This is a genomic window from Pseudomonas sp. PSPC2-3 (genome assembly GCF_049898265.1).
In the GTDB taxonomy this organism is placed as follows: domain Bacteria; phylum Pseudomonadota; class Gammaproteobacteria; order Pseudomonadales; family Pseudomonadaceae; genus Aquipseudomonas; species Aquipseudomonas veronii.
In genome coordinates, this window is the sequence record NZ_JAFCXJ010000001.1 from 782490 (window position 1) to 807352 (window position 24863).

Annotated in this window: 26 protein-coding genes; 15 read left to right on the plus strand and 11 right to left on the minus strand. The window is 62.3% G+C overall.

Annotation, left to right across the window (positions count from 1 at the left end; translation table 11 throughout):
- The first annotated feature begins 3 nt into the window (after window positions 1-3).
- From ACP7E3_RS03635 to ACP7E3_RS03650, 4 genes are all read left to right on the plus strand, one after another.
- On the plus strand, window positions 4-1314 hold the full coding sequence (locus tag ACP7E3_RS03635; RefSeq protein ID WP_046484387.1) for a c-type cytochrome: 1311 nt from the start codon (window positions 4-6) through the stop codon (window positions 1312-1314).
- Between the two features lie 70 nt (window positions 1315-1384).
- Window positions 1385-2443, plus strand: coding sequence for a PA0069 family radical SAM protein (locus ACP7E3_RS03640; protein WP_017849001.1), 1059 nt, complete (start codon window positions 1385-1387; stop codon window positions 2441-2443).
- Window positions 2444-2670: 227 nt separating this feature from the next.
- On the plus strand, window positions 2671-3402 hold the full coding sequence (locus ACP7E3_RS03645; protein WP_017849002.1) for a carbonic anhydrase: 732 nt from the start codon (window positions 2671-2673) through the stop codon (window positions 3400-3402).
- An 85-nt stretch (window positions 3403-3487) separates the two neighbouring features.
- The gene (locus ACP7E3_RS03650) at window positions 3488-5035 is read left to right on the plus strand and encodes a SulP family inorganic anion transporter (RefSeq protein ID WP_057004941.1); all 1548 of its coding nucleotides are present in this window, start codon (window positions 3488-3490) and stop codon (window positions 5033-5035) included.
- A gap of 69 nt (window positions 5036-5104) precedes the next feature.
- Here ACP7E3_RS03650 and ACP7E3_RS03655 read toward each other — a convergent pair whose 3' ends face one another.
- Window positions 5105-5752 (minus strand): hypothetical protein, encoded by a 648-nt coding sequence (locus tag ACP7E3_RS03655; protein WP_057004942.1) that lies wholly within the window; start codon window positions 5750-5752, stop codon window positions 5105-5107.
- Window positions 5753-6120: 368 nt separating this feature from the next.
- On the opposite strand from ACP7E3_RS03655, the gene coxB reads away from it, so the two are divergent.
- From coxB to ACP7E3_RS03675, 4 genes are read left to right on the plus strand one after another with little or no spacing between them, the layout of a single operon-like run.
- Window positions 6121-7248: a cytochrome c oxidase subunit II gene (gene coxB, locus ACP7E3_RS03660; protein ID WP_026140284.1), complete on the plus strand. Its 1128-nt coding sequence runs from the start codon at window positions 6121-6123 to the stop codon at window positions 7246-7248.
- A gap of 58 nt (window positions 7249-7306) precedes the next feature.
- The gene (gene ctaD / locus ACP7E3_RS03665) at window positions 7307-8896 is read left to right on the plus strand and encodes a cytochrome c oxidase subunit I (RefSeq protein ID WP_426122299.1); all 1590 of its coding nucleotides are present in this window, start codon (window positions 7307-7309) and stop codon (window positions 8894-8896) included.
- Between the two features lie 43 nt (window positions 8897-8939).
- Window positions 8940-9491 carry a cytochrome c oxidase assembly protein gene (locus ACP7E3_RS03670; RefSeq protein ID WP_426122301.1) on the plus strand — a complete coding sequence of 184 codons (552 nt, stop codon included), beginning with the start codon at window positions 8940-8942 and terminating at the stop codon, window positions 9489-9491.
- A gap of 35 nt (window positions 9492-9526) precedes the next feature.
- Entirely contained in the window at window positions 9527-10414 is an 888-nt protein-coding gene (locus tag ACP7E3_RS03675; RefSeq protein WP_426122303.1) for a cytochrome c oxidase subunit 3, read from the plus strand.
- A 6-nt stretch (window positions 10415-10420) separates the two neighbouring features.
- On the opposite strand, the gene ACP7E3_RS03680 is transcribed toward ACP7E3_RS03675, so the two are convergent.
- Complete coding sequence (locus ACP7E3_RS03680) at window positions 10421-10624, minus strand: twin transmembrane helix small protein (RefSeq protein WP_017849009.1); 204 nt, start codon at window positions 10622-10624, stop codon at window positions 10421-10423.
- Between the two features lie 32 nt (window positions 10625-10656).
- Here ACP7E3_RS03680 and ACP7E3_RS03685 point away from each other — a divergent pair, with 32 nt between their 5' ends.
- Genes ACP7E3_RS03685 through ACP7E3_RS03705 form a run of 5 tightly spaced genes read left to right on the plus strand, consistent with a single transcriptional unit; the run spans window position 10657 to window position 14589 of the window.
- Window positions 10657-11421, plus strand: a complete 765-nt coding sequence (locus ACP7E3_RS03685; RefSeq protein WP_046381542.1) for an SURF1 family protein — start codon at window positions 10657-10659, stop codon at window positions 11419-11421.
- The gene (locus tag ACP7E3_RS03690; RefSeq protein WP_057004956.1) at window positions 11387-11980 is read left to right on the plus strand and encodes a hypothetical protein; all 594 of its coding nucleotides are present in this window, start codon (window positions 11387-11389) and stop codon (window positions 11978-11980) included. The genes ACP7E3_RS03685 and ACP7E3_RS03690 overlap by 35 nt, the downstream gene beginning before the upstream one ends.
- 10 nt (window positions 11981-11990) lie before the next feature.
- A complete protein-coding gene (locus ACP7E3_RS03695) occupies window positions 11991-13070 on the plus strand; it encodes a COX15/CtaA family protein (protein WP_017849012.1) in 1080 nt (359 codons plus the stop codon).
- Entirely contained in the window at window positions 13058-13957 is a 900-nt protein-coding gene (gene cyoE, locus ACP7E3_RS03700; protein WP_046381540.1) for a heme o synthase, read from the plus strand. The genes ACP7E3_RS03695 and cyoE overlap by 13 nt, the downstream gene beginning before the upstream one ends.
- Window positions 13954-14589, plus strand: a complete 636-nt coding sequence (locus tag ACP7E3_RS03705) for an SCO family protein (RefSeq protein WP_017849014.1) — start codon at window positions 13954-13956, stop codon at window positions 14587-14589. Before cyoE ends, ACP7E3_RS03705 begins: the two co-directional genes overlap by 4 nt.
- A gap of 144 nt (window positions 14590-14733) precedes the next feature.
- Here ACP7E3_RS03705 and ACP7E3_RS03710 read toward each other — a convergent pair whose 3' ends face one another.
- The 3 genes from ACP7E3_RS03710 to ACP7E3_RS03720 are packed head-to-tail and all read right to left on the minus strand — an operon-like array spanning window position 14734 to window position 17237.
- The gene (locus tag ACP7E3_RS03710; protein WP_017849015.1) at window positions 14734-15504 is read right to left on the minus strand and encodes a MetQ/NlpA family ABC transporter substrate-binding protein; all 771 of its coding nucleotides are present in this window, start codon (window positions 15502-15504) and stop codon (window positions 14734-14736) included.
- Between the two features lie 51 nt (window positions 15505-15555).
- A complete protein-coding gene (locus tag ACP7E3_RS03715) occupies window positions 15556-16230 on the minus strand; it encodes a methionine ABC transporter permease (RefSeq protein WP_017849016.1) in 675 nt (224 codons plus the stop codon).
- Window positions 16230-17237: a methionine ABC transporter ATP-binding protein gene (locus tag ACP7E3_RS03720; RefSeq protein WP_017849017.1), complete on the minus strand. Its 1008-nt coding sequence runs from the start codon at window positions 17235-17237 to the stop codon at window positions 16230-16232. The genes ACP7E3_RS03715 and ACP7E3_RS03720 overlap by 1 nt, the downstream gene beginning before the upstream one ends.
- Before the next feature lie 244 nt (window positions 17238-17481).
- On the opposite strand from ACP7E3_RS03720, the gene katE reads away from it, so the two are divergent.
- Window positions 17482-19644: a catalase HPII gene (katE, locus tag ACP7E3_RS03725; protein ID WP_256591009.1), complete on the plus strand. Its 2163-nt coding sequence runs from the start codon at window positions 17482-17484 to the stop codon at window positions 19642-19644.
- Between the two features lie 49 nt (window positions 19645-19693).
- Here katE and ACP7E3_RS03730 read toward each other — a convergent pair whose 3' ends face one another.
- The 4 genes from ACP7E3_RS03730 to zur are packed head-to-tail and all read right to left on the minus strand — an operon-like array spanning window position 19694 to window position 22499.
- A complete protein-coding gene (locus ACP7E3_RS03730; protein WP_017849019.1) occupies window positions 19694-20413 on the minus strand; it encodes a PA5502 family lipoprotein in 720 nt (239 codons plus the stop codon).
- Window positions 20414-20450: 37 nt separating this feature from the next.
- Entirely contained in the window at window positions 20451-21239 is a 789-nt protein-coding gene (znuB, locus tag ACP7E3_RS03735) for a zinc ABC transporter permease subunit ZnuB (protein ID WP_079442557.1), read from the minus strand.
- A complete protein-coding gene (znuC, locus tag ACP7E3_RS03740; RefSeq protein WP_017849021.1) occupies window positions 21232-22017 on the minus strand; it encodes a zinc ABC transporter ATP-binding protein ZnuC in 786 nt (261 codons plus the stop codon). The genes znuB and znuC overlap by 8 nt, the downstream gene beginning before the upstream one ends.
- Window positions 22017-22499 carry a zinc uptake transcriptional repressor Zur gene (zur, locus tag ACP7E3_RS03745; protein WP_026140288.1) on the minus strand — a complete coding sequence of 161 codons (483 nt, stop codon included), beginning with the start codon at window positions 22497-22499 and terminating at the stop codon, window positions 22017-22019. Before zur ends, znuC begins: the two co-directional genes overlap by 1 nt.
- 58 nt (window positions 22500-22557) lie before the next feature.
- Between zur and ACP7E3_RS03750 the strand changes: the two genes are divergently transcribed.
- Window positions 22558-23487: a zinc ABC transporter substrate-binding protein gene (locus tag ACP7E3_RS03750; RefSeq protein ID WP_017849023.1), complete on the plus strand. Its 930-nt coding sequence runs from the start codon at window positions 22558-22560 to the stop codon at window positions 23485-23487.
- Between the two features lie 51 nt (window positions 23488-23538).
- On the opposite strand, the gene ACP7E3_RS03755 is transcribed toward ACP7E3_RS03750, so the two are convergent.
- Window positions 23539-24492, minus strand: coding sequence for a homoserine kinase (locus ACP7E3_RS03755; protein ID WP_017849024.1), 954 nt, complete (start codon window positions 24490-24492; stop codon window positions 23539-23541).
- 56 nt (window positions 24493-24548) lie between these two features.
- The gene (locus ACP7E3_RS03760) at window positions 24549-24839 is read right to left on the minus strand and encodes a DUF2782 domain-containing protein (RefSeq protein ID WP_017849025.1); all 291 of its coding nucleotides are present in this window, start codon (window positions 24837-24839) and stop codon (window positions 24549-24551) included.
- Window positions 24840-24863: the final 24 nt, after the last annotated feature.

Genomic DNA, 24863 nt, shown 5'->3' on the forward strand with positions numbered 1-24863 from the left:
ACCATGAAAGCACGTGTTATCGCCTCCTTCGCGGCGTCCCTGGCGTTGCTCGGCAACTGCTCGGTGAGCGCCGCCGACACCGACCTGATCAAGCAAGGCGAATACCTGGCCCGCGCCGGCGACTGCGTCGCCTGCCACACTGCCAAGGGCGGCAAGCCGTTCGCCGGCGGCCTGCCGATGGAGACCCCCATCGGCGTGATCTATTCCACCAACATCACCCCGGACAAGACCGGCCTGGGCGCCTACAGCTTCGCGGACTTCGACAAGGCCGTGCGCCATGGCGTCGCCAAGAGTGGCAGTACGCTTTACCCAGCGATGCCCTATCCGTCTTACGCCCGCGTCAGTGAAAGCGACATGCAGGCGCTGTATGCGTACTTCATGAAGGGCGTGGAACCGGTCGCCCAGGAAAACCGGGCCAGTGACATTCCCTGGCCTTTGAGCATGCGTTGGCCGTTGGCGGCGTGGCGCTGGATGTTTGCCCCGCCCGTGGCGGATACCCCGGAAGTGGCGGGCGCCGATCCGGTGATCAGCCGTGGCGCTTACTTGGTCGAGGGCCTCGGCCACTGTGGCGCGTGCCATACGCCGCGGGCGCTGACCATGCAGGAAAAAGCCTTGAGTGCGGCCGACGGCAGCGCTTTTTTGTCCGGCAGTGCGCCGCTGGAAGGTTGGATCGCGAAAAGCCTGCGTGGCGACCACAAAGACGGCCTCGGCAGTTGGAGCGAAGAGCAACTGGTGCAATTCCTCAAGACCGGCCGCAGTGATCGCAGCGCGGTGTTCGGCGGCATGAGCGATGTGGTCGTCCACAGCATGCAGTACATGTCCCAGGACGACCTGACCGCGATCGCCCGCTACCTCAAGAGCCTGCCGGCGATGGACCCTCAAAACCCGCCGCACCAGTACGATAAGCAGGTGGCCGAAGCGCTGTGGAAAGGCGATGACAGCCGGCCGGGCGCGTCGGTGTATATCGACAACTGCGCCGCCTGCCATCGCACCGACGGTCATGGCTACACGCGGGTGTTCCCGGCGCTGGCGGGCAACCCGGTGGTGCAGACGGCGGATGCCACGTCGCTGATCAACATCGTGTTGAACGGCGGCACTTTGCCGGCCACCCACACTGCGCCGTCCACCTTCACCATGCCGGCGTTTGCCTGGCGCCTGTCGGACCAGGAAGTGGCGGATGTCGTCAGCTTTGTGCGCGGTAGCTGGGGTAATAAAGGTGCTGCGGTGAAGGCCAGTGACGTGGCCGACCTGCGCAAGAACGACATGCACACGACGTCAGGCGACGACCTGGGGCAAGTCACGCAACCGCACTGACCGCCAAACGGCACTGGTCATCCAGCTTGCGCCCCTATACTGTATATAAAAACAGTATAGGGGCGTTTTCATGTCTGCACCTCTGCCGCCCCGTGGCCGGGGCACGGCGACCAACCTGCACAATCGTTTCGCGCCCACCGTCAGCGTGGTCGAGGACGACGGCTGGTACCAGGAGGTGCCGCCGACCCAGGGCACCGAAGTGCGTATCGAAACGGCCAAGACCATCATTACGCGCAACAACTCGCCGGACTTGCCGTTCGATCGCTCGATCAATCCTTATCGCGGGTGTGAGCATGGCTGCATCTACTGCTATGCGCGGCCCAGCCATGCCTATTGGGACCTGTCGCCGGGGCTGGATTTCGAAACCAAGCTGATCGCCAAGACCAACGCCGCCGACGTGCTCGAACAGCAGCTGTCCAAGCCCGGCTACGTGTGTGCGCCGATCAACCTGGGTTCCAACACCGATCCGTACCAGCCGATCGAGCGCGAGTACAAGATCACCCGGCAAACCCTCGAAGTGCTGCTGCGCTATCGGCACCCGGTGACCATCATCACCAAGGGCTCGCTGATCCTGCGCGATCTCGACCTGCTCACCGAACTGGCGCGCCAGCGGCTGGTGGCGGTGATGATCAGCCTCACCAGCCTCGACGACGAACTCAAGCGCATCCTGGAACCGCGCACGGCGGCGCCCAAGGCGCGGTTGCGGGCGATCCGGGTGATGCGCGAGGCCGGTATCCCGGTGGGGGTGCTGTGTTCGCCGATGATCCCGATGATCAACGACAGCGAGCTGGAGAGCCTGCTCACCGAAGCCCATGCAGCCGGTGCACAAAGTGCCGCGTATATGATGCTGCGTCTGCCGCTGGAGGTGGCGCCGCTGTTCGAGGAGTGGCTGGCGGCGCATTACCCGCAGCGCGCGGCCCATGTGATGAGCCTGGTACGCCAGGTGCGGGGTGGGGGCGTGTATGACAGTCGCTTCGGCGTGCGTATGCGCGGAGAGGGGCCGTTTGCCGATCTGCTGGCGCAGCGCTTCAGCAAGGCAATCAAGCGCCTTGGGCTCGACCGTCGGGAAGGCTTCAATCTGGATTGCACGGCGTTCTGCCCACCGGGCAGGCAGATGGCGTTGTTGTAGACTATCGGGCAAATACGCACTGTGATCGTAGAGGTGGTCGCGTTTTGACATCACTGAAACCCGCGATCTAGAGCGGTTGATTCAGTTTGAGTTAAGTTTCGACGGCTACTTTGTTCAGCGAGTGACTGACGAGTTGGCACCCGGCTTTGCGGCGTTCTAAAACTATTCCATCGGCCCGGCGTCGAATTGACCTGAACCCTCCCCTGCATTAATCAAGAGGATGAATCATGAGTGACAAGGATAAACAGCCGTTGGCTGCGTCGGCTTCAGCCGCTCAAGTGGCGGAGTCCGCCGATGCAGCGCTAAAGCACATCGTTGACGGCTTTTTGCATTTCCATCACGACGTCTTCCCTCAGCAAGAAGAACTCTTCAAGAAACTCGCCACGGCCCAGAACCCTCGGGCGATGTTCATCACCTGCGCCGACTCGCGCATCGTGCCCGAGCTGATTACCCAGAGCTCGCCCGGCGACCTGTTCGTGACCCGTAACGTCGGCAACGTGGTGCCACCTTACGGGCAGATGAACGGCGGCGTTTCCACGGCCATCGAATACGCGGTCCTTGCCCTGGGCGTGCAGCACATCATCGTGTGCGGGCACTCCGACTGCGGCGCGATGCGCGCGGTGCTCAACCCCGCGAGCCTGGAGAAGATGCCGACGGTCAAGGCCTGGCTGCGGCACGCCGAAGTCGCCAAGACCATGGTTCACGACAACTGCGACTGCGCCAATGAAGGCGAGAGCATGAAGATGCTGACCGAAGAAAACGTCATCGCCCAGTTGCAGCATTTGCGCACCCACCCGTCCGTGGCCTCGCGCATGGCCAATGGTCATTTGTTTATCCATGGCTGGATCTACAACATCGAGACCAGTGAAATCCGCGCCTACGATGCGGAAAAGGCGGCGTTTCGACCGCTGAACGGCACCGAGCCAATCCCCTCCGCGACGCCTAAAGCGCGCTTCTAACACACTTCCCTGCCGGGTAGAGCGGTGGCTGCCATGGATGCAGCCAGGCTTTGCCGCGCCCGGCGAATGCCTCGGGAGAGTCATCATGCGTGCTGCTCAATTAAAAGCTGTGTTGCCTCGGGAGCTGCTGGCCTCCGTGGTAGTGTTTCTGGTCGCCCTGCCCTTGTGCATGGGGATCGCGATCGCTTCCGGCATGCCGCCGGCCAAGGGCCTGATCACCGGGATCATCGGGGGCCTGGTGGTGGGCTGGATGGCGGGGTCGCCGTTGCAAGTCAGCGGGCCGGCGGCGGGGTTGGCGGTGTTGGTGTTCGAACTGGTGCGCCAGCACGGCATGCCGATGCTCGGGCCGATCCTGCTGCTGGCCGGCTTGCTGCAACTGCTGGCCGGGCGTTTGCGCCTGGGCTGCTGGTTCCGTGTCACGGCGCCGGCGGTGGTCTACGGCATGCTGGCGGGGATCGGCGTGCTGATTGTGCTGTCGCAGGTCCATGTGATGCTCGACGGTGCGCCCCAGCCATCAGGGCTGGATAACCTGGCGGGCTTCCCGGCCGCGTTGGCAGCGGCGGTGCCTACCCTGGGCGGCGGCCTTGGCTGGCAGGCCGGTTTGCTGGGGCTGTCGACCATGTTGGTGATGTACCTGTGGGATAAGTTCCGCCCGCAACCGCTGCGGTTTGTGCCGGGCGCCTTGTTGGGTGTGGGCCTGGCAACGCTGGCCAGCCTGGTACTGGCGTTGCAGGTCAAGCGCGTGGAGGTGCCGGAAAACCTCGCCGACGCCATCGATTGGCTGCGCCCCAGCGACTTGCTGAACCTGGCCGATCCCCAATTGTTGATCGCCGCGTTCGCCGTGGCGTTTATCGCCAGTGCCGAAACCCTGCTCTCCGCCGCCGCAGTCGACCGCATGCACAGTGGTCAGCGTTCTGACTTCGATAAGGAATTGTCCGCGCAAGGCGTGGGCAACATGCTCTGCGGCCTGGTCGGCGCCTTGCCGATGACGGGTGTGATCGTGCGCAGCTCGGCCAACGTGCAGGCCGGCGCCACCACGCGCTTGTCGGCGATGTTCCATGGCGTGTGGCTGCTGGGGTTCGTGCTGTTGCTGTCGAGCGTGCTGCAAAGCATTCCGGTGGCGAGCCTGGCGGGCGTGCTGGTGTACACCGGGATCAAGTTGGTGGACGTCAAGGCGTTCCGCGCGTTGGGCCGCTACGGGCGGATGCCGATGTTTACCTACGCGGCCACGGCGCTGGCGATCGTCTTTACCGACCTGCTGACCGGCGTGCTGGTGGGTTTCGGGCTGACGTTGCTGAAACTGGCGTTCAAGGCTTCGCGCCTGAAAATCAGCCTGATCGATTTGCCCGGCCACGGTGAAATGGAATTGCGTTTGAGCGGCGCGGCGACTTTTCTGAAAGTGCCGGCATTAACCCGCGTGCTGTCGACGGTGCCGGCGGGAACCACCCTGCATGTACCGCTGAACAACCTCAGTTACATCGACCATTCTTGCCTGGAGTTGCTGGAGGAGTGGGGCCGGGCCAATGCGGCTAAGGGCGCGAAGCTGGTGATCGAGGCGCGGGGGTTGAAGCGTCGCTTGGAAGGTCGGGTGCGGACCACGACGGGGATCGGTTCGGCACCGTTTACCAACTGACGGAACCGGATCAAAAATGCGGGAGGGGGCTTGCCCTCTCCCGCATGTGTTTAGCGTCAGGTCGAAGATTCAGGCCTGCTGATCCAGTTCCAACTCAATGCCCAACTTGCGCGACAGGCACGGCCAGCGCTTCCACGCTGCTTCCGTTGCCAGGCTTTTGAGCTGCTCGCGGTAGGCCTCGACCGATTCCAGCGCAAAGCTGTCTTCGCTGAGCATTTCATCTACCGCATGGTGTACGGCTTCGTCCAACTGGTTGGCAAAGGTTTCACCGATCAGTTGATGGGCAATCAGATTGGCCACGGTGGTGTCCGCTGGAATCAACGGTTGGCCGAAATGCTTGATATACAGGTCATTGACCTCTTCGACCAGGCGATGGGCCAGGTAGGCCTCGTCCAGCAGGCCGTCGAGACCGATATGGCCCGCCAGAATCGCTGGCGGTTGCAGGAAAAACTGCTCGGCAATCTTCAGTACCGGCTTGACCTGGCTTTCGATACCGGCCTCGCGGGCTACGTCGTTGGCGGCGTCCAGCAGGTCTGGGACGAGGTCGACGTAGGCAGTGACAAAGCGTGTCATGACGAGGTTACGATCACCCTCCGCCAGGGTAATGGCCGAATGCAGGTGCGGTAATTGTTTCTCGAGTTGCTGGGCCAGTTGGCCGGTGCTGGCTTCGTGTTGATGGGCAAGGGAAATCTGCTCGCGCAATGCGGCGGTGTTCATGAAAGCTCCAGTGAAGCAGGCGTAGGAAAAGGGAAAGGACAAGGTAGTTCGTTTATACAAGCGTCTAAGACGCATTTGTCATAATTATTTCATGGTTATGCGCCGCTGTTATATCGAATTGCCATCGTTCGTCGGATAAACGATTCCGCCCCCCGGTCTTATGGGCCCCGTCCGTCTGTTTCAGCTCATTTGCCCCTGCACATTGCGGGGTGGCAGGTGCTGTCTATACTCGGTTTTGTACGCGATTAGCTGATGACGCCAGACTGCATAAGCAGGTGAGGCTAAGCGGTTGTAAGCAGTATGGAAGCCGCTCCCTTCGACGCAGGTGCACACCGGCGGGATAACAAGAACGATAAGGGGAACCCGCAATGACGCGACATCCACATGTTTGGATGGGCCTCCTGTTGTGGTCAGTATTCGGTCAGGCGCATGCCGCCTGGACAACGAATATGGCGCCAGGGGCGACAGAAGTCAGTCACGCCGTGTTCGACCTGCACATGACCATTTTCTGGATCTGTGTAGTGATCGGCATTGTCGTATTTGGCGCGATGTTCTGGTCGATGATCCTTCACCGCCGGTCTACGGGCCAGGTGGCCGCCAAGTTCCACGAAAGCACCACCGTGGAAATCCTCTGGACCGTAGTGCCCTTGCTGATCCTGGTGGCCATGGCCATTCCGGCGACCAAGACTCTGATCAACATCTACGACAGCACGGAATCGGACATCGATATCCAGATCACCGGCTATCAGTGGAAGTGGCATTACAAATACCTCGGCCAGGATGTGGAGTTCTTCAGCAACCTGGCTACTCCCGCCGAGCAGATCCACAACAAGGCCACCAAAGGCGAACATTACCTGCTGGAAGTCGACCAGCCGCTGGTGCTGCCGGTGGGCGCCAAGGTGCGTTTTCTGGTGACCGCCGCGGACGTGATCCACTCCTGGTGGGTGCCGGCCTTTGCGGTCAAGCGCGATGCCATCCCCGGTTTCATCAACGAGGCCTGGACCCGTATCGAGAAGCCCGGCATCTACCGGGGCCAGTGCGCCGAACTGTGCGGCAAGGACCACGGCTTCATGCCCATCGTGGTCGAGGTCAAGTCCAAGGCCGACTACGACACCTGGCTCGGCGAGCGCAAGGCTGAGGCCGCTCAGCTCAAGGAGCTGACCTCCAAGGAGTGGACGCTGGACGAACTGGTCGCCCGTGGCGACAAGGTCTACCACACCAGCTGTGTGGCCTGTCACCAGGCCGAAGGCCAGGGCCTGCCGCCGATGTTCCCGGCGCTCAAGGGCTCGCCGATCGCCACCGGAAGCAAGGAAGACCACCTGCACCGCGTCTACTTCGGCAAGCCCGGCACCGCCATGGCCGCCTTCGGCAAGCAACTCTCGGAAGTGGATATCGCCGCGGTGGTGACCTACGAGCGCAACGCCTGGGGCAACAACAAAGGCGACATGGTCACGCCCAAAGACGTGCTGGCTCTGAAACAGGCGGAAAGCAAATGACTCACTTCATTGCGAATGCGCTGAACCGCCCCGCCCACTCGTTTGCAGGAGAACGGCCATGAGCGCTGTGATCGATGACCATGGCCACGCCAGTGACCATGCCCACGGCCCCGCCAAGGGTTTGATGCGCTGGGTGCTGACCACCAACCACAAAGACATCGGCACGATGTACCTGTGGTTCGCCTTCACCATGTTCCTGCTCGGCGGCTCGTTCGCCATGGTGATCCGCGCCGAGCTGTTCCAGCCCGGCCTGCAGATCGTCGAGCCGGCGTTCTTCAATCAGATGACCACCATGCACGGCTTGATCATGGTGTTCGGCGCGGTGATGCCGGCGTTCGTCGGCCTGGCCAACTGGATGATCCCGCTGATGATCGGCGCGCCGGACATGGCCCTGCCGCGCATGAACAACTTCAGCTTCTGGCTGCTGCCGGCGGCGTTCCTGCTGCTGGTCTCGACCCTGTTCACCCCGGGCGGCGGGCCGAATTTCGGCTGGACCTTCTACGCCCCGCTCTCCACCACCTACGCCCCGGAAAGCGTGACGTTCTTCATCTTCGCCATCCACCTGATGGGCATCAGTTCGATCATGGGCGCGATCAATGTGGTCGCCACCATTCTCAACCTGCGCGCACCGGGCATGACCCTGATGAAAATGCCGCTGTTCGTGTGGACCTGGCTGATCACCGCCTTCCTGCTGATCGCGGTGATGCCGGTGCTGGCCGGCTGCGTGACGATGATGCTGATGGACATCCACTTCGGCACCAGCTTCTTCAGTGCCGCCGGCGGTGGTGATCCGGTGTTGTTCCAGCATGTGTTCTGGTTCTTCGGCCATCCCGAGGTGTACATCATGATCCTGCCGGCCTTCGGCGCCGTCAGCTCGATCATCCCGACCTTTTCGCGCAAACCGCTGTTTGGCTACACCTCGATGGTCTACGCCACGGCGAGTATCGCGTTCCTGTCGTTCATCGTGTGGGCGCACCACATGTTCGTGGTCGGCATTCCGCTGGTGGGCGAGTTGTTCTTCATGTACGCCACCCTGCTGATCGCCGTCCCGACGGGGGTGAAGGTGTTCAACTGGGTCAGCACCATGTGGCAAGGCTCGCTGACGTTCGAGACGCCGATGCTATTTGCGGTGGCGTTCGTGATCCTGTTCACCATCGGCGGTTTCTCCGGCTTGATGCTGGCCATCGCGCCGGTAGACTTCCAGTACCACGACACCTACTTCGTGGTAGCGCACTTCCATTACGTACTGGTGCCCGGCGCAATCTTCGGCATCTTCGCCTCGGCCTACTACTGGCTGCCGAAATGGACCGGCCACATGTACGACGAAACCCTGGGCAAGCTGCACTTCTGGCTGTCTTTCGTGGGCATGAACATGGCGTTCTTCCCGATGCACTTCGTCGGGTTGGCCGGCATGCCGCGTCGGGTGCCGGACTACAACCTGCAGTTCGCCGACTTCAACATGGTCTCGTCCATCGGCGCGTTCATGTTCGGTGCCACGCAGATCTTCTTCCTGTTTATCGTGATCAAGTGCATCCGCGGCGGCCCGCCAGCACCGGCCAAGCCGTGGGACGGCGCTGAAGGCCTGGAGTGGAGCGTGCCCTCGCCGGCGCCGTACCACACCTTCACCACGCCACCGGAGGTCAAATGAACCGGCTTCCACAAACCCCCTCCCACACTGTCGGGTGATCGCCATGGCTGACTCCGTGCCACTCAAGCGCCTGGTCACCCGTCTGTTGATCCTGGTGCTGGCGATGTTCGCTTTCGGCTTTGCCCTGGTGCCGATCTACGACGTGATGTGCAAGGCGTTCGGCATCAACGGCAAGACGGCCGGGCAGTATGAGGGCGAGCAGATCGTCGATCCGTCGCGCCAGGTGCGGGTGCAGTTCCTGTCCACCAATGCCATCGACATGGTCTGGGAGTTCCATTCCAAGGCCGACGAGATCGTGGTCAACCCCGGCGCGATCAACGAGATGCTCTTCGTGGCCTACAACCCCAGCGACAAGCCGATGACCGCCCAGGCGATCCCGAGCATTTCCCCGGCTGAAGCGGCGATGTACTTCCACAAGACCGAGTGTTTTTGCTTCACCCAGCAAGTGCTGCAACCCGGTGAGCGCATCGAAATGCCGGTGCGCTTCATTGTCGATCGCGACATGCCCAAGGATGTGAAGCATTTGACCCTGGCGTACACGCTGTTTGATATCACCGCGCGCCAACCGCCCGTGGCTGTCCATAGCGGCGGCTAGCTACTGTTTGCCCGCTCAATCAGGAGAGCGAATACATGTCGACTCATGATACGTACTACGTACCAGCGCAAAGCAAATGGCCGATAATTGCCACGGTTGGCCTGCTGATCACCGTGTATGGCCTGGGCGTGTGGTTCAACGACCTGAAGGCTGCGCGCCCGGAATCCCACGGGCCGTGGATTTTTTTCCTCGGTGGCCTGTTGCTGGCCTACATGCTGTTCGGCTGGTTCGGCGCGGTGATCAAGGAAAGCCGTGCCGGGTTGTACAGCGCGCAGATGGACCGCTCGTTCCGCTGGGGCATGACCTGGTTCATCTTTTCCGAAGTGATGTTCTTCATCGCGTTCTTCGGTGCGCTGTTTTATGTGCGGCATATGTCGGCACCGTGGTTGGCGGGCGAAGGCTCCAAAGGCATCGCGCATATGCTGTGGCCGAATTTCGAGTTTGTCTGGCCGCTGCTCAACAACCCCGATCCCAAGCTGTTTCCCCCGCCCGAAGGCACCATCAGCCCGTGGGGCCTGCCGTTGGTCAACACCATCCTGCTGGTGAGTTCCAGCGTGACCATCACCATCGCCCACCATGCGCTGCGCAAAGGCCATCGCGGTGCGCTGAAGCTCTGGCTGGCGATCACGGTGCTGCTGGGCCTGGGCTTTCTTGGGTTCCAGGCCGAGGAATACATCCACGCCTACAAAGAGCTGGGCCTGACGTTGGGCTCCGGCGTGTACGGCGCGACCTTCTTCATGCTCACCGGTTTTCACGGGGCCCACGTGACCATCGGCACGATTATTTTGTTCGTGATGCTGATGCGTATCTTGCGCGGGCACTTCAATGCCGAGCACCAGTTCGGTTTCGAGGCGGCCAGTTGGTATTGGCACTTTGTGGATGTGGTCTGGATCGGCCTGTTTTTCTTCGTGTATGTGCTGTGAGGCGCGCTACCAAGGCGCATGCGACACCAACTGGCCGCTGAAAAAGCCCCAGGCGATCAACGCCACGGTGATCACGGCCAGTACGACACGCACGGTCAAGGCGGTGACGAGGCGGTTGGAGTGGCCCTCGTCCTTGACCAGGAAGAACAAGCCACTGAACAGGCTCGCGACGGTCGCGATCAGCATCAGGGCAATGGCGGCTTTGAGCATGGTCTGGCTCCAGGGCTTATAGGGGAGGGGCGATGAAATCCAGTATAGCCAGTGCCATCCAGCGCTTTCGCCCCGGTATCGCGCCGACGTTGGTGGTGCTCGTGTTGCTGCCGCTGATGGTGGGCCTGGGGTTCTGGCAACTGTCGCGCGGCCATGAAAAACAGCTGATGGTGGACAGCTATGCCGAGCGCCGCGCCGCTGAGCCGGTGGGCAGTGCGCAACTCGACAGCATGGCTGATCCGGCCTTCCGTCGCGTGCATCTGCGCGGTCAATTCGACGGCGAGCACAGTGTGTTGCTCGACAACCGCATGCGTAATGGCAAGGCCGGCGTCGAGCTGCTGCAACCGTTTCACGACCAGGCCAGCGGCTTGTGGCTGCTGCTCAATCGTGGCTGGTTGCCCTGGCCGGATCGGCGCGCGCCGCCCGTCTTCAGCACGCCGGAACAGCCGGTGAATCTTGACGCCTGGGTGTATGTCGCGCCCGGCGAAACCTTCCAGTTGCACGCCGACCCGGCGACCACGCACTGGCCGCGCCTGCTCACCGCGCTGCATCCGGCCACGCTGTGGGCCGAGCTGGGGCGCAGCGGTTTTGCCTACGAACTGCGCGCCGAAGCCGGCCCCGGCACCTACGAAACCACCTGGCCCATCGTTGCCATGGGCCCGGAAAAACACCTGGCCTATGCGGTGCAATGGTTCGCCATGGCGCTGGCGCTGCTCAGCCTTTACCTCTACCTCGGATGGCACAACGCAAAGGAGAAGCACCATGGGAGCGGCCATGAATCCACTCAACATGTCTGATGCGCCAGCGACGCCCGACCGGCGCAAAGGCCGCTGGCAACTGATCCTGATCCTGCTGATGGTGATCGGCCCGATGGCGCTCGCCACCTTTATGTACAAGCTGCAGTTCTGGGTGCCGGACAGTCGCAGTTACCACGGCGAACTGATCGGCAACGGCCAGACCCGCGCCGATATCGGCGTGCAGGCGGACGAACAGCGCTGGCAGTTGCTCGTCACCGCGCCCAGCGCCTGCGCCGCCGAGTGCCGGCAACTGGTGTACCTGGCGCGGCAGCTGCAGATCGGCCTCGGCCGCGATGCGTCCCGGGCCAGTCATGCCCTGGCCAGTGCACAGCCGGTCGGCGCCGATTACGAGGCCAGGCTCAAGGCCGAATACCCGCAATTGCAACGCTACCCGCTGGACCTGACGACCTTCGGCAAAGCCGCTGCCGCACCGGGCGAGGCGCAACTGTGGATCGTCGATCCCCACGGCAACCTGGTGCTGCGCTACGACACGACGGTCAAGGGCAAGGACTTGCTCAACGACCTGCGCCAGTTGTTGAAACTGTCGAACATCGGATAAGGGCATCGTTATGGCCAAACCTGGATTTCGCCTCGCGCTGTTTGCCACCTTGCTGGCGCTGATTGTCGTATTGCTCGGCGCCTATACGCGCCTGACCCACGCCGGCCTGGGTTGTCCGGATTGGCCGGGCTGCTACGGCTTTATCAGCGTGCCGCAAAGCGACGCCCAGTTGGCCCATGCCGAGCTGCATTTCCCGGACACGCCGGTGGAGGCCGACAAAGGCTGGAGCGAGATGGTCCATCGTTACTTTGCCGGCACCCTGGGCCTGCTGATCGTGCTGCTGGCGGCGCGCTCGTGGCGGCATCGGCGCGACCCCGGCCAGCCGGTGAAGTTGCCGCTGTTCCTGTTGGCGGTGGTGTTCGCCCAGGCGGCGTTCGGTATGTGGACGGTGACGCTCAAGCTCTGGCCGCAAGTGGTGACCGGGCATCTGTTGGGCGGCTTTGCGACCTTGAGCCTGTTGTTTCTGCTGACCCTGCGCCTGTCCGGTGTGCTGCCCGCGCTGATCGTGCCCAAGCGCCTGCAATATTGGGCCACCGCCGGCCTGGTGCTGGTGATCGGCCAGATCGCACTGGGCGGCTGGGTGAGTTCCAACTACGCGGCGGTGGCCTGTATCGATTTGCCCACCTGTCACGGCCAGTGGTGGCCGGCGGCGGACTTTGCCAATGGCTTCCACCTGACCCAGCACATCGGCCCCAATTACCTCGGCGGCCAGCTCGACAGCGACGCGCGCACGGCCATTCACCTGACCCACCGCATCGGCGCGCTGCTGGTCACCCTGGTATTGCTGGGCCTGGCCTGGCAGCTGCGCGCGGTGGGCATGACCCGGCTCGCGGGCCTGCTGCTGATCGCCCTGGCGGCACAGATCGGCCTCGGCCTGAGCAACGTGTATTTCCACCTGCCGCTGCCGGTGGCGGTCGGTCACAACGCCGGTGGCGCAGCCTTGTTGCTGACCCTGGTACTGGTCAATTACCACGCCCGTACCAGCCTGGTCCGGGTGCGCCGCCAGATGCCGTTCGGCTGGCGCTTCAGCCCGCGTAAACACGTATCGGGCCTTATCACCCTCAAAGGAGAGATGCCATGGCGACCTTGATCGGCGCGCGTCACGGCCAGGCGATCTGGCGTGACTACCTGGAGCTGACCAAGCCGAAAGTGGTGGTGCTGATGCTCATCACCTCGCTGGTGGGCATGTTCCTCGCCACCCGCGCCGGGGTGCCGTGGGCGGTGCTGATCTTCGGCAACCTGGGGATCGCCCTGTGTGCCGGTGGCGCGGCGGTGGTCAACCACGTCGTCGATCGGCGCATCGATACGCTGATGGCACGCACGCAAAAGCGCCCGATCGCCCAGGGGCGTGTGTCGCCCGGAGCGGCGCTGGCCTTTGCTTTGTTTCTGGCTGTTGCCGGGTTGGCGCTGCTGCTGGCGTTCACCAACCCGCTGGCGGCCTGGCTGACGCTGGCCTCGTTGCTCGGTTATGCGGTGATCTACACCGGCTTTCTCAAGCGCGCGACGCCGCAGAACATCGTCATCGGTGGCCTGGCCGGCGCGGCGCCGCCGCTGTTGGGCTGGGTTGCGGTCACCGGGCATGTCAGCGCCGAGCCGCTGCTGCTGGTGCTGATCATCTTCGCCTGGACCCCGCCGCACTTCTGGGCCCTGGCCATTCACCGCAAGGAGGAATACGCCAAGGCCGATATTCCGATGCTGCCGGTCACTCATGGCGAGCACTACACCAAGGTGCATATCCTGCTCTACACCTGCGTCCTGCTGGCGGTGAGCCTGATGCCCTACGTCATCCATATGAGCGGCCTGCTGTACCTCGGATCTGCGCTGGTGTTGGGTGCACGCTTTCTGCAATGGGCCTGGGTGCTGTACCGTGGCGCTCAGCCGCACGCGGCGATCAACACGTTCAAGTACTCTATCTGGTACCTGTTCCTGCTGTTTATCGCCCTGCTTGTAGACCACTACTTACTGTTGAACCTATGACCCGAACTCAAAAAACTGTCTTCATTCTGGTGGCCATTGTCGCGTTGATCATGGGCCTGACCGTCAACAAAGTGCTCTCGGGCAAGGGCCAGGGCGACCCGACCGCCTTGATCGATGCCGGCATCATTCTGCTGCCGCAAAGCCGCCAATTGCCGCCGGTGACCATGACCAACCAGGACGGCCAGCCGGTGCTGGTCAACGAGTTGAAGGGCAAGTGGAGCCTGCTGTTCTTCGGCTACACCTTCTGCCCGGACATCTGCCCCACCACCCTCGCCCAACTGCGCCAGATCAAGAGCGAGTTGCCCAAAGAGGCTGTGGATAAGTTGCAGGTGATCCTGGTCAGCGTCGACCCGAACCGCGACACGCCGACTCAGCTCAAGCAATACCTGGGCTATTTCGACCCGCAATTCGAAGGCCTGACCGGCGCGAATGTGGACGATGTGCAGAAGGTGTCGAACGCGGTGAGCATCCCGTTCATTCCGGCGGACACGACCAAGCCGAACTACACGGTCGACCACAGCGGCAACCTCGCGCTGATCGGTCCGGATGGCACCCAGCGTGGGTTCATTCGTGCGCCGCTGAACAACCAGAAGCTGGTAGCGCAGTTGCCAGGGCTGTTGCAGCGCAAATAACAGGCAACACAAAACACAGGTGGGAGGGGGCTTGCTCCCGATGGCGGTGGGTCAGTCAACGTATGCATCGACTGAACTGCCGCTATCGGGGGCAAGCCCCCTCCCACATTGTTTGATCTGCGGTGTGTTGGGGAGCGAGCCGGATCAGAACGCCGGCTTGATCGCGCCTTTGTACTTCTCTTCGATGAACTTCTTCACTTCAGGCGTGTGCAGGGCTGCGACCAGCTTCTTCACGGCGTCCGAGTCTTTGTTGTCTTCGCGGGTCACCAGGATGTTCACGTAAGGCGAGTCGCTGCCTTCGATGACCAGAGCGTCCTTGGACGGGTCCAGTTTGGCTTCCAGCGCGTAGTTGGTGTTGATCAGCGCCAGGTCGACCTGGGTCAGCACGCGCGGCAACGTGGCGGCTTCCAGTTCGCGGAACTTGAGTTTTTTCGGGTTGGCGGTGATGTCCTTGATGGTCGACAGGATGTTGGTCGGGTCCTTCAGGGTGATCAGGTTGTGCTTGGCCAGCAGCAACAGCGCGCGGCCGCCGTTGGTGGCGTCGTTCGGGATCACGACGTTGGCGCCGTCAGGCAGGTCGGCCAGGGTCTTGTACTTGCTGGAGTAAGCGCCCAGGGGCTCGAGGTGGACCGCGCCGACGCTCACCAGGTGCGTGCCCTTGGCTTTGTTGAACTCATCCAGGTACGGCTGGTGCTGGAAGAAGTTGGCGTCCAGGCGCTTTTCGGCCACTTGTACGTTGGGCTGCACGTAGTCGGTGAAGACTTTGACCTGCAAGTCCACGCCCTCTTTGGCGAGTGCCGGCTTCACGAATTCGAGGATTTCCGCGTGGGGCACCGGCGAGGCGGCAACCGTGATGGTCTCGGCGTGGGCCGAAAACGCGGCGACGGCGGCGAAAGCAACCAGTAGTTTTTTCATCCAGCAAGCTCCTTGTTCGGGCATTTATCGGCGTATAGCCGGCAATAGTCGTTATTTTCGAGAAAAATGCACCACCAGCTTGTCGCCGACGGTTTGCAGAATTTGCACCAGGATCAACAACAGCACCACCGTGACGACCATCACATCGGTCTGGAAGCGCTGGTAGCCGAAACGGATGGCCAGGTCGCCCAGGCCGCCGGCACCGACGACGCCGGCCATGGCGGTGTAGGACACCAGTGTAATTGCCGTCACCGTAATCGCCGCGAAAATGCCGGGGCGGGCCTCAGGCAATAAAGCATGGGTGATGATCTGGCGCGTGCTGGCCCCCATGGACTGGGTGGCTTCGATGATGCCGCGGTCCACTTCACGCAGCGCGGTTTCCACCAGGCGCGCAAAGAACGGCGTTGCGCCCACGACCAGCGGCGGAATCGCACCGGCCACGCCCAGCGAGGTGCCGGTGATCAGCACGGTGAACGGGATCATCACGATCAACAGGATGATGAACGGCAGCGAGCGCAGGATGTTCACGCTCAGCGACAGCAACGCGTACAGGCCTTTTTGCTCGAACAGCTGGCGCGGGCTGCACAGAAACAGCAGCACGCCCAAGGGCAGGCCGAGCAGCACGGTGAAGAACAGCGAACCGAACAGCATGGTCATGGTGTCGCCGGTGGCGAGCCAGATTTCGGACCAGTCGATATTGGCGAAGAAACTCATCAGGACTTCCATTAGCGCAGCACCTCCATGTGGACGTCGGCGGCGGTGAAGCGGGCAAAGGCCGCTTCCATGTCACCGCCGGTGATGGCGAGGGTCAGTTGCCCGTAGGGGATGTCTTTGATGCGGTCGATACGCCCGGCGAGGATGCTGTAGTCCACACCCGTTTCGCGGGCGATGTTACCCAACAGCGGTGCGTAGGTCGCTTCGCCCTGGAACGTCAGGCGCACGATGCGGCCCGGTACATGGGCGAAGTCATCGCGCTGCTCGCTTTCGTCGACCTGATCGGCTTCCTGGACAAAGCGCTTGGTGGTCGGGTGCTTGGGGTGCAGGAACACGTCGGCCACCGAGCCTTGCTCGACGATCACGCCGGCATCCATCACGGCCACCTGGTCGCATACGCGGCGGATCACGTCCATTTCGTGGGTGATCAGTACGATGGTGAGCTTCAACTCGCGGTTGATCTCGGCCAGCAGTTGCAACACCGAGGCGGTGGTCTGCGGGTCAAGGGCGCTGGTGGCTTCGTCGCACAGCAGGATTTTCGGCTTGGTCGCCAGGGCGCGGGCAATGCCGACGCGCTGCTTCTGACCGCCGGACAGTTGCGCCGGGTATTTCTTGGCGTGGTCCGACAGGCCGACGCGCGCCAGCAGTTCGGCGACGCGCTGGTCGATGGCCTTGCGCGACAATTCGCCGGCCAGTGTCAGCGGCAGCGCCACGTTGTCGGCGACGGTCTTGGAGGCCAGCAGGTTGAAGTGCTGGAAAATCATCCCGACCTGCTGGCGGAAACGGCGCAGGCCGTTGGCATCCAGGGCCGTGACTTCTTCGCCATCGACGTTGATCTGCCCGCCGCTGGGTTGCTCGAGGCGATTGATCAGGCGCAACAAGGTACTTTTTCCCGCACCGGAGTGGCCAATCAGACCAAACACCTGGCCGTTCTCGACGCGCAGGTTGGTGGGGTGAAGCGCGGGGATTTCCTTACCGGCGACGCGGTAGGTTTTATGGACGTTATGAAACTCGATCACGTAGCGAACCTTGTGGGGCGCATGGAAAAGGGATCAGCGGTTAGCCGGGCGCGCATTTTAGCCTGTCCGTATAGCGGTTCTTAGCATTTATTTCGCATTCAACCAGTGATTTGGCAATAACGCGATCAAAGGTCATAAAAAAGGAACGGTGCAAATTCGTGTCAGTCACTACTTCAGCAACTCGATTTCCCGGGTGCCGTGCCTGGGGTTTTGCTCAAACGAGCCGGGGACCGCTCTGGCCACTTTGAATAAGGAGTTTTGTCTGATGAGTACCCACAAGCCAGCCATCCCGCCGAAGAGTGAACTGGCGGGCACCGATACCCTGGACCGTGGCAACACCAACGCCAAGCTGCAGGCCCTGGAGGCATTCCGTAGCGACGCGACCGGCCAGGCGCTGCGTACCAACCAAGGCGTGAAGATTTCCGATAACCAGAACACCTTGAAAGTCGGTGCCCGCGGCCCCTCGCTGCTGGAAGACTTCATCATGCGTGAAAAAATCACGCATTTTGACCATGAACGTATCCCGGAGCGCATCGTGCATGCGCGCGGTACGGGCGCGCATGGCTATTTTCAGACCTATGAGAACCATTCGGCGCTGAGCAAGGCCGGTTTCCTGCGTAACCCCGAGCATAAAACGCCGGTGTTCGTGCGTTTTTCCACCGTGCAAGGCCCGCGTGGTTCGGGCGATACGGTGCGCGACGTGCGCGGTTTTGCCGTGAAGTTCTTCACCGAGGAAGGCAACTTCGACCTGGTGGGCAACAACATGCCGGTATTTTTCATTCAGGATGCGATCAAGTTTCCTGACTTTGTGCATGCGGTAAAGCCTGAGCCGCACAATGAAATGCCTACCGGAGGCTCGGCCCACGATACGTTCTGGGATTTTGTCTCGCTGCAGCCGGAATCGGCGCACATGGTGATCTGGGCCATGTCTGACCGGGCTATTCCGAAAAGCCTGCGTGCCATGCAGGGGTTCGGTATTCACACCTTTCGCTTGATCAATACCGAAGGTAAATCGAGCTTCGTGAAATTCCACTGGCATCCAACAGTCGGCACCTGTTCCCTGGTGTGGGACGAAGCGCAAAAGCTTGCCGGTAAAGATACCGATTACCACCGTCGCGACCTGTGGGAAGCGATTGAGGGCGGTGACTACCCTGAGTGGGAGTTGGGTGTACAGATCGTTGCGCAAGAAGACGAGCATAAGTTCGACTTCGACCTGCTCGATCCGACCAAGATCATCCCCGAAGAGTTGGTGCCGATTACGCCGCTGGGCAAGATGGTGCTTAACCGCAACCCCGACAACTTCTTTGCCGAAGTCGAGCAAGTCGCCTTTTGCCCTGGCCATATCGTGCCGGGTATCGACTTCACCAACGACCCGCTGCTGCAAGGCCGCCTGTTTTCCTACACGGATACCCAGATCAGCCGACTCGGTGGGCCGAACTTTCATGAGCTGCCGATCAATCGGCCTGTAGTGCCTTTCCATAATGGGCAGCGGGATGCCCAGCATCGCACTGTGATCGATAAGGGCCGGGCTGCGTATGAGCCGAATTCGATCGATGGCGGTTGGCCGAAAGAAACGCCGCCCGCGGCTCAGGAGGGTGGTTTCGAAACCTATTACGAGCGCGTCGATGCCAACAAGGTGCGCGAGCGCAGTGAGTCGTTTGGCGATCACTTCTCCCAGGCCACGCTGTTTTTTAACAGCATGAGCCACCATGAGAAAGAGCACATCATTGCGGCCTACAGTTTTGAGTTGGGCAAGGTGGAGCGCGAGGTTATCCGTGCCCGTCAGGTCAATGAGATTCTGGCCAACATCGACCTGGAACTGGCCAGGCGCGTTGCACAGAACCTGGGTCTGCCCGCACCGACCAAAGGCACGGTGCCGCCGCGCAAGGCGTCGGTGAAAGCGTCGCCGGCGTTGAGCCAGGTGAACCTGCTGTCGGGCGATATCAAAACGCGCAAAGTGGCGATTCTGGCGGCCGATGGTGTCGACGGCGCGGCAATTGCCGCATTGAAGAAAGCGCTGCAAGCCGAGGGCGCACACGCCAAGTTGCTCGGGCCGACCTCGGCGCCGGTCACCACGGCCGATGGCAAGCATCTGGCGGTGGATGCGTCGATGGCAGGCCTGCCCTCGATTGCGTTTGATGCGGTGTTCGTGCCCGGCGGTAAGGCGTCGATCAAGGCGTTGAGTGGGGACGGTGTGGCGTTGCACTACCTGCTGGAGGCCTACAAGCACCTGAAGGCGATTGCCGTGGCCAGTGACGCGCAGCCCTTGCTCGATCTGCTCAAGCTCGAGGCGGATGCGGGGTTGATCGTGGGGGCGGATGCCAAGGCGTTCAAGGCGTTCTTTAAAGCGATTGCCCAGCATCGGGTCTGGGATCGTGAGCCGAAGGCCAAGGCGGTTCCGGCTTAAGTCATCTGCTGTTGGTTAGATCGCCATCGGGGGCTTGCCCCCGATGGCTTTATTCCGCCTTGCGCGGAATCAGCACAACCTGCGCCGGAATAGTCTTCAGGATCTGCCGGTGAATCGTCAGGTCGTAGCCCGAATCAATGCGCTTGACCCGTTTGCTCAGCAAGGTCGCCAGCCACGGGTAATCCTGGGTGCGCGGTGCCTGGATGGTCACATCGCACTGGTAATTCACCACGTCGGTGGCGATGGCATCCAGCTGATGGCGCAGCTCTTCGATGTCTGTGAGGTTCAGCGCCACGGTGGTGCTCTGCGCGGCCGGGTCGATGACCTTGGCGACGGGCTTGGTTTCGGCGGCCTTGAGGGCGGCCTCGGCTTTGTCCAGCTCGGCTTTGCGCGCGTGGGTGATGGCGCTGTTGACGCCACCGGTCAGCGCCGGAGCCTTGGGCATCAATGCGCGGGCGCGGCTGAGGGCGGTAGCGGCGGCGTTGACATCACCTTTTTGCAACACGATCTGACTGCGTTGCAGGTAGGCTTCGGCCAGTTGACGCTGGTAAGCCTCGAGCGCCGGATCGTTGGGCGACTGGGCTTGCAGCGCGGCCAGTTGGTCTTCGGCGGTGGCCAGCTCGCTGCTGGCCAGGTTTTGCTCCAGTTGCGCGATGGCGACAGCGCGTGCGTCCGGGGCCTCGGGGGCGGCGGGCGGGGTACTTTGACAAGCGCCCAGCAGCAGGGAAAATGCGGCAAGGAGCAGATAACGGGAGGTGAACGGCTTCATTCCTGCGACTCTCTATTTGCGCAAAAAGCGAGCAAGTCTACACCCCTCGACGGGGCAGGACAAAACTCAGCAGAAACAGGGCGGCCGCCGTGACCACAATCGACGGCCCTGCCGGCGTGTCCTTGAACCAGGACAGCGCCAGGCCCCCACACACTGCCAGCATCCCCAGTACGCTGGCGCCGATCGCCATCTGTTCCGGCGAGCGGGCGTGGCGCTGGGCGGCGGCTGCGGGAATGATCAGCAGTGACGTGATCAACAATACGCCGACAATCTTCATCGCGACAGCGATCACCACGGCGATCAACAACATCAAGGTCATGCGCAGCGCGGGCACGGGCAAGCCTTCCACCGTGGCCAGTTCTTCATGCACGGTGATTGCCAGCAGCGGGCGCCACAGCGTCACCAGCAGCACCAGCACGGCAGCGCTGCCGCCGAGAATCCACGCAAGGTCCGTGGGGCTGATCGCCAGCAGGTCGCCGAACAGGTAAGCCATCAGGTCGATGCGTACTTCATGCATGAAGCTCAGCACCACCAGGCCCAGGGACAGGGTGCTGGGCGCCAGGATGCCCAGCAACGTGTCGGAGGCCAGCGGCTGGCGCTGTTGCAGGGTCACCAGCAGCACCGCCAGCAGCAGGCAGCCGACGGTCACGGCGATGGTCGGGCTCACATCCAGCAGAAAGCCCAGGGCCACGCCCAGCAATGCGGCGTGGGATAAGGTGTCGCCGAAATAGGCCATGCGCCGCCAGACCACGAACGAGCCCAGCGGGCCCGCCACCAGCGCCAGAGCCAAGCCTGCCAGCAGGGCGTAGAGCAGAAAATCAGCCATGCTTGCAGCTATCTCCATGAACGTGAGTGTGGGGTGTGGCGGGATCGTCGACCACGGCGCCATGCAGGTCATGGGCGTGATCGTGATGGTGGTGATAAATCGCCAGGCTCTGCGCGTTCTTGCCGAACAGCTCGACGAACGCCGGGTCGCCGCTGACTTGCTCCGGATGGCCGGAGCAGCACACGTGGCGGTTGAGGCACACCACTTGGTCGGTGGTGCTCATCACCAGGTGCAGGTCGTGAGAGACCATCAGCACGCCGCAGCCAAGGCGGTCGCGCAGGCGGGTGATCAAGCTGTACAACTCGGCCTGGCCGGCGACGTCGACGCCCTGCACCGGTTCGTCGAGCACCAGCAGTTCCGGCTCGCGCAACAGGGCGCGGGCCAGCAACACGCGCTGCATTTCACCGCCGGAGATGCTTTGCACCGGGCTGTCGATGACCTGTTCGGCACCGACTTCCTTGAGCGCGGCTTGCGCGCGGGCGCGGTCCACGCCCGGCACCAGGCGCAGGAAGCGCAGCACCGACAAGGGCAGCGTCGGGTCCACGAAGAGTTTTTGCGGCATATAACCGACACGCAGCTTGGGCTTGCGCCACACACTGCCGGTGTCGGGCTTGAGCAGGCCGAGTACGGCGCGCACCAGGGTGGTCTTGCCGGCGCCATTGGGGCCGATCAGCGTGACGATCTGCCCCGGTTCGACGCTCAGCGCGATGTTATCCAGCACGTTTTGCCCGGCGAACGTGACCCCGACCTGCTCCAGGCGGATTAACGCGTTGCTCATCAAGCCCCCTGGCAACCGGCGCAGAGCCCGACGACTTCGACGGTTTGCCCTTCCACCTTGAAGCCGACGTCGGCGGCGCTCTGGATGATGGCGTCGCTGATGCTGCTTTGCTCAAGCTCAATGGCGGCGTGGCACTTGCGACAGATCAGGAACTGCCCCTGGTGCGCGTGTTCCGGGTGGTTGCAGCCGACGAAGGCGTTGAGTGACGCGATGCGGTGTACCAGGCCGTTGTCCAGCAGGAAATCCAGCGCGCGGTACACCGTGGGCGGCGCGGCGCGGCGACCGTCCTGCTCGCTGAGCACGCCGAGGATGTCGTAGGCGCCCAGCGGCTTGTGGCTCTGCCAGACCAGTTCCAGCACGCGCCGACGCAGGGCGGTCAGGCGCAGACCCTGCCGTGCGCAGAGGGTGTCGGCCTCCGACAGCGCGGTATGCACGCAGTGAGAGTGGTCGTGGGGACGGCTGGCAAGCGGTGTTATAGGCATGAGCGGCGACAGATATTTGATAGAGACGTTATTATGTTACCCGTTCCTACGCCATTGAGTGGTCATCGTGTCCCGACTTTTTCCCGTTTTTGTCGTATTTGTCGCCAGTTTGCTCACCGCGGGTGCCGCTCAGGCGGAGGTCAAGGTGCTGACCAGCATCAAGCCGCTGCAGTTGATTGCCGCGGCTGTGCAGGACGGCGTGGCGGTTCCCGAGGTGTTGTTGCCGCCGGGGGCCTCGCCGCATAACTATGCGTTGCGCCCATCCGACGTGCGGCGCGTGCAGTCGGTAGACCTGCTGTATTGGATCGGCCCGGACATGGAAGGCTTCCTGCCCCGCGTCCTGAAGGGGCGCAGCCTGCCGACGGTGGCCGTGCAGGATCTTCCGGGCATGAAACTCCGTCGTTTCGCCGAAGATAGCCATTCCCACGCCGACGATGCCGACGAACATGACCACGATCATCGCCCAGGCACTTTGGATGCACATCTGTGGTTGTCGACGCTCAACGCCCGGGTGATTGCCGCACGCATGGGCGCCGACCTCAGCGCCGCGGACCCGGCCAATGCCGAGCGCTACCAGCTCAACGTGAAGGCGTTCGTGAGCCGACTGGATGCGTTGGACGCACGCTTGAAAGCGCGGATGGCCGGCATCCACGACAAGCCTTACTTTGTGTTCCACGAAGCCTTTGATTATTTCGAAGAGGCCTACGGCCTCAAGCACGCCGGTGTGTTCAGCGTGGCCGCCGAAGTGCAGCCCGGTGCCCAGCATGTGGCGGCGATGCGTACACGTTTGCAGGAAGTCGGCAAGACCTGCGTGTTCAGTGAGCCGCCGCTGCGTCCGCGCCTGGCGGAAACGCTGGTGGCCGGTTTGCCGGTGAAATTGGCGGAGCTGGATGCGTTGGGGGGGTACACCCCGGCTTCCGCTCAAGGTTACGAACAGGTGCTGGACAAGCTGGGCAATGACTTGGCGGGCTGCCTGGAGTCGCTCTGAAAGCCCAGGCATAACGTCTGTAGGAGGGAGCAAGAAGCCCCCTCCCGCATTTTAGAGCGCGAACGGCAGCTGGATCGCGACCTGCTGGCGCTGCGCCAGCCGATGCTCGAACTCCGCCGGGTCATGAATCAACACATCCTGCCCGGCAAACGACTCCGCCGCGATCAGGCGTGACAACCAGAACCGCACGCACGCCACGCGCAACATCGTCGGCCACAACTCGGCTTCTTTCGCGGTAAACGGGCGCAACCCCGCATAAGCCCCGAGCAGTGCGCGGGCGCGCTGGCCGTCGAGTACGCCGTCGGCGTCCGAGCACCAGTCATTCAGGGCGATCGCCACGTCGTACAGCATCGGGCCCGAGCAGGCGTTGTAAAAGTCGATCAAGCCCGTCAGGTGCGTGCCTTCAAACATCGCGTTGTCGCGAAACAGATCCGCGTGAATATTCGCGCGCGGCAGGGCGAGGATCTGCGCCTTGTGGGCCTCGATCTCATCCAGTGCGTCGCGCAGCAGGCGTTGCGGCGCTGCGTCCAGGTGCGAAATCAACTGCGCTCCTTCGCTGAGCATCCAGTCCAGCCCGCGATCGGTCTTGCGCTCCAGCACCTTGTCGCCCTGGGTCGCCAGGTGCAGATGGCCAAGCAGGTCGCCGACCTGGGCGCAGTGCTGGGCATTGGCGTCCTTGATGTGCTTGCCGGCCAGGCGCGGTTGCAGCAGCGCCGGTTTGCCGGCCAATTCGCGCAGGGCCACGCCGTCGGTGGTGCGCAGGGCGTAAGGCACCGGCAAGTCGGCGTCGTGGAGCACGTCGAGCAGTTCGATGAAGAACGGCATTTCCTGCACCGGGCCGCGCTCGACCAGGGTCAGGACGAACTCACCCTGTTCCAGGCTGATGAAGAAATTGGTGTTTTCGCTACCCGCGGCGATCCCCTGGAAATCAAGCAGGCGGCCGAGCCCGTAAGGGGCAAGAAAGGTTTCCAGCTCGGGCCGAGCCAGGGGGGTGAACACAGACATGGTTAAAACTGCCAGTACGGGCGCCGCGGTGTGCGGCGCCAATTGAAGTTAAGAAATCATTTCCATTCGAAGATCTTCCATGACGGGATCAGCATATCCGGTTGGTCAGAGCGGATGAAATTCGCATCGGTTCCGTCCGCGCGCACCAGGAAATACGGTGGGAAGCCTTTCTTCGTTATCTTGATTGCGTACAGGAAACCGTTTTGACGGTACTCCTGAATGGTTCTGTCGCCCTCTGTGCGAATGGTAACTTCCGGATCACCCGAAGGCGCACTGTCGGCCGCCATGGCAACCATCGGAGCGAATGCAAACAAGCCGGTCAACAGCAGGCGATTGAATGAGCGCATGATAACCTTGTCCCTTTGTTGTCT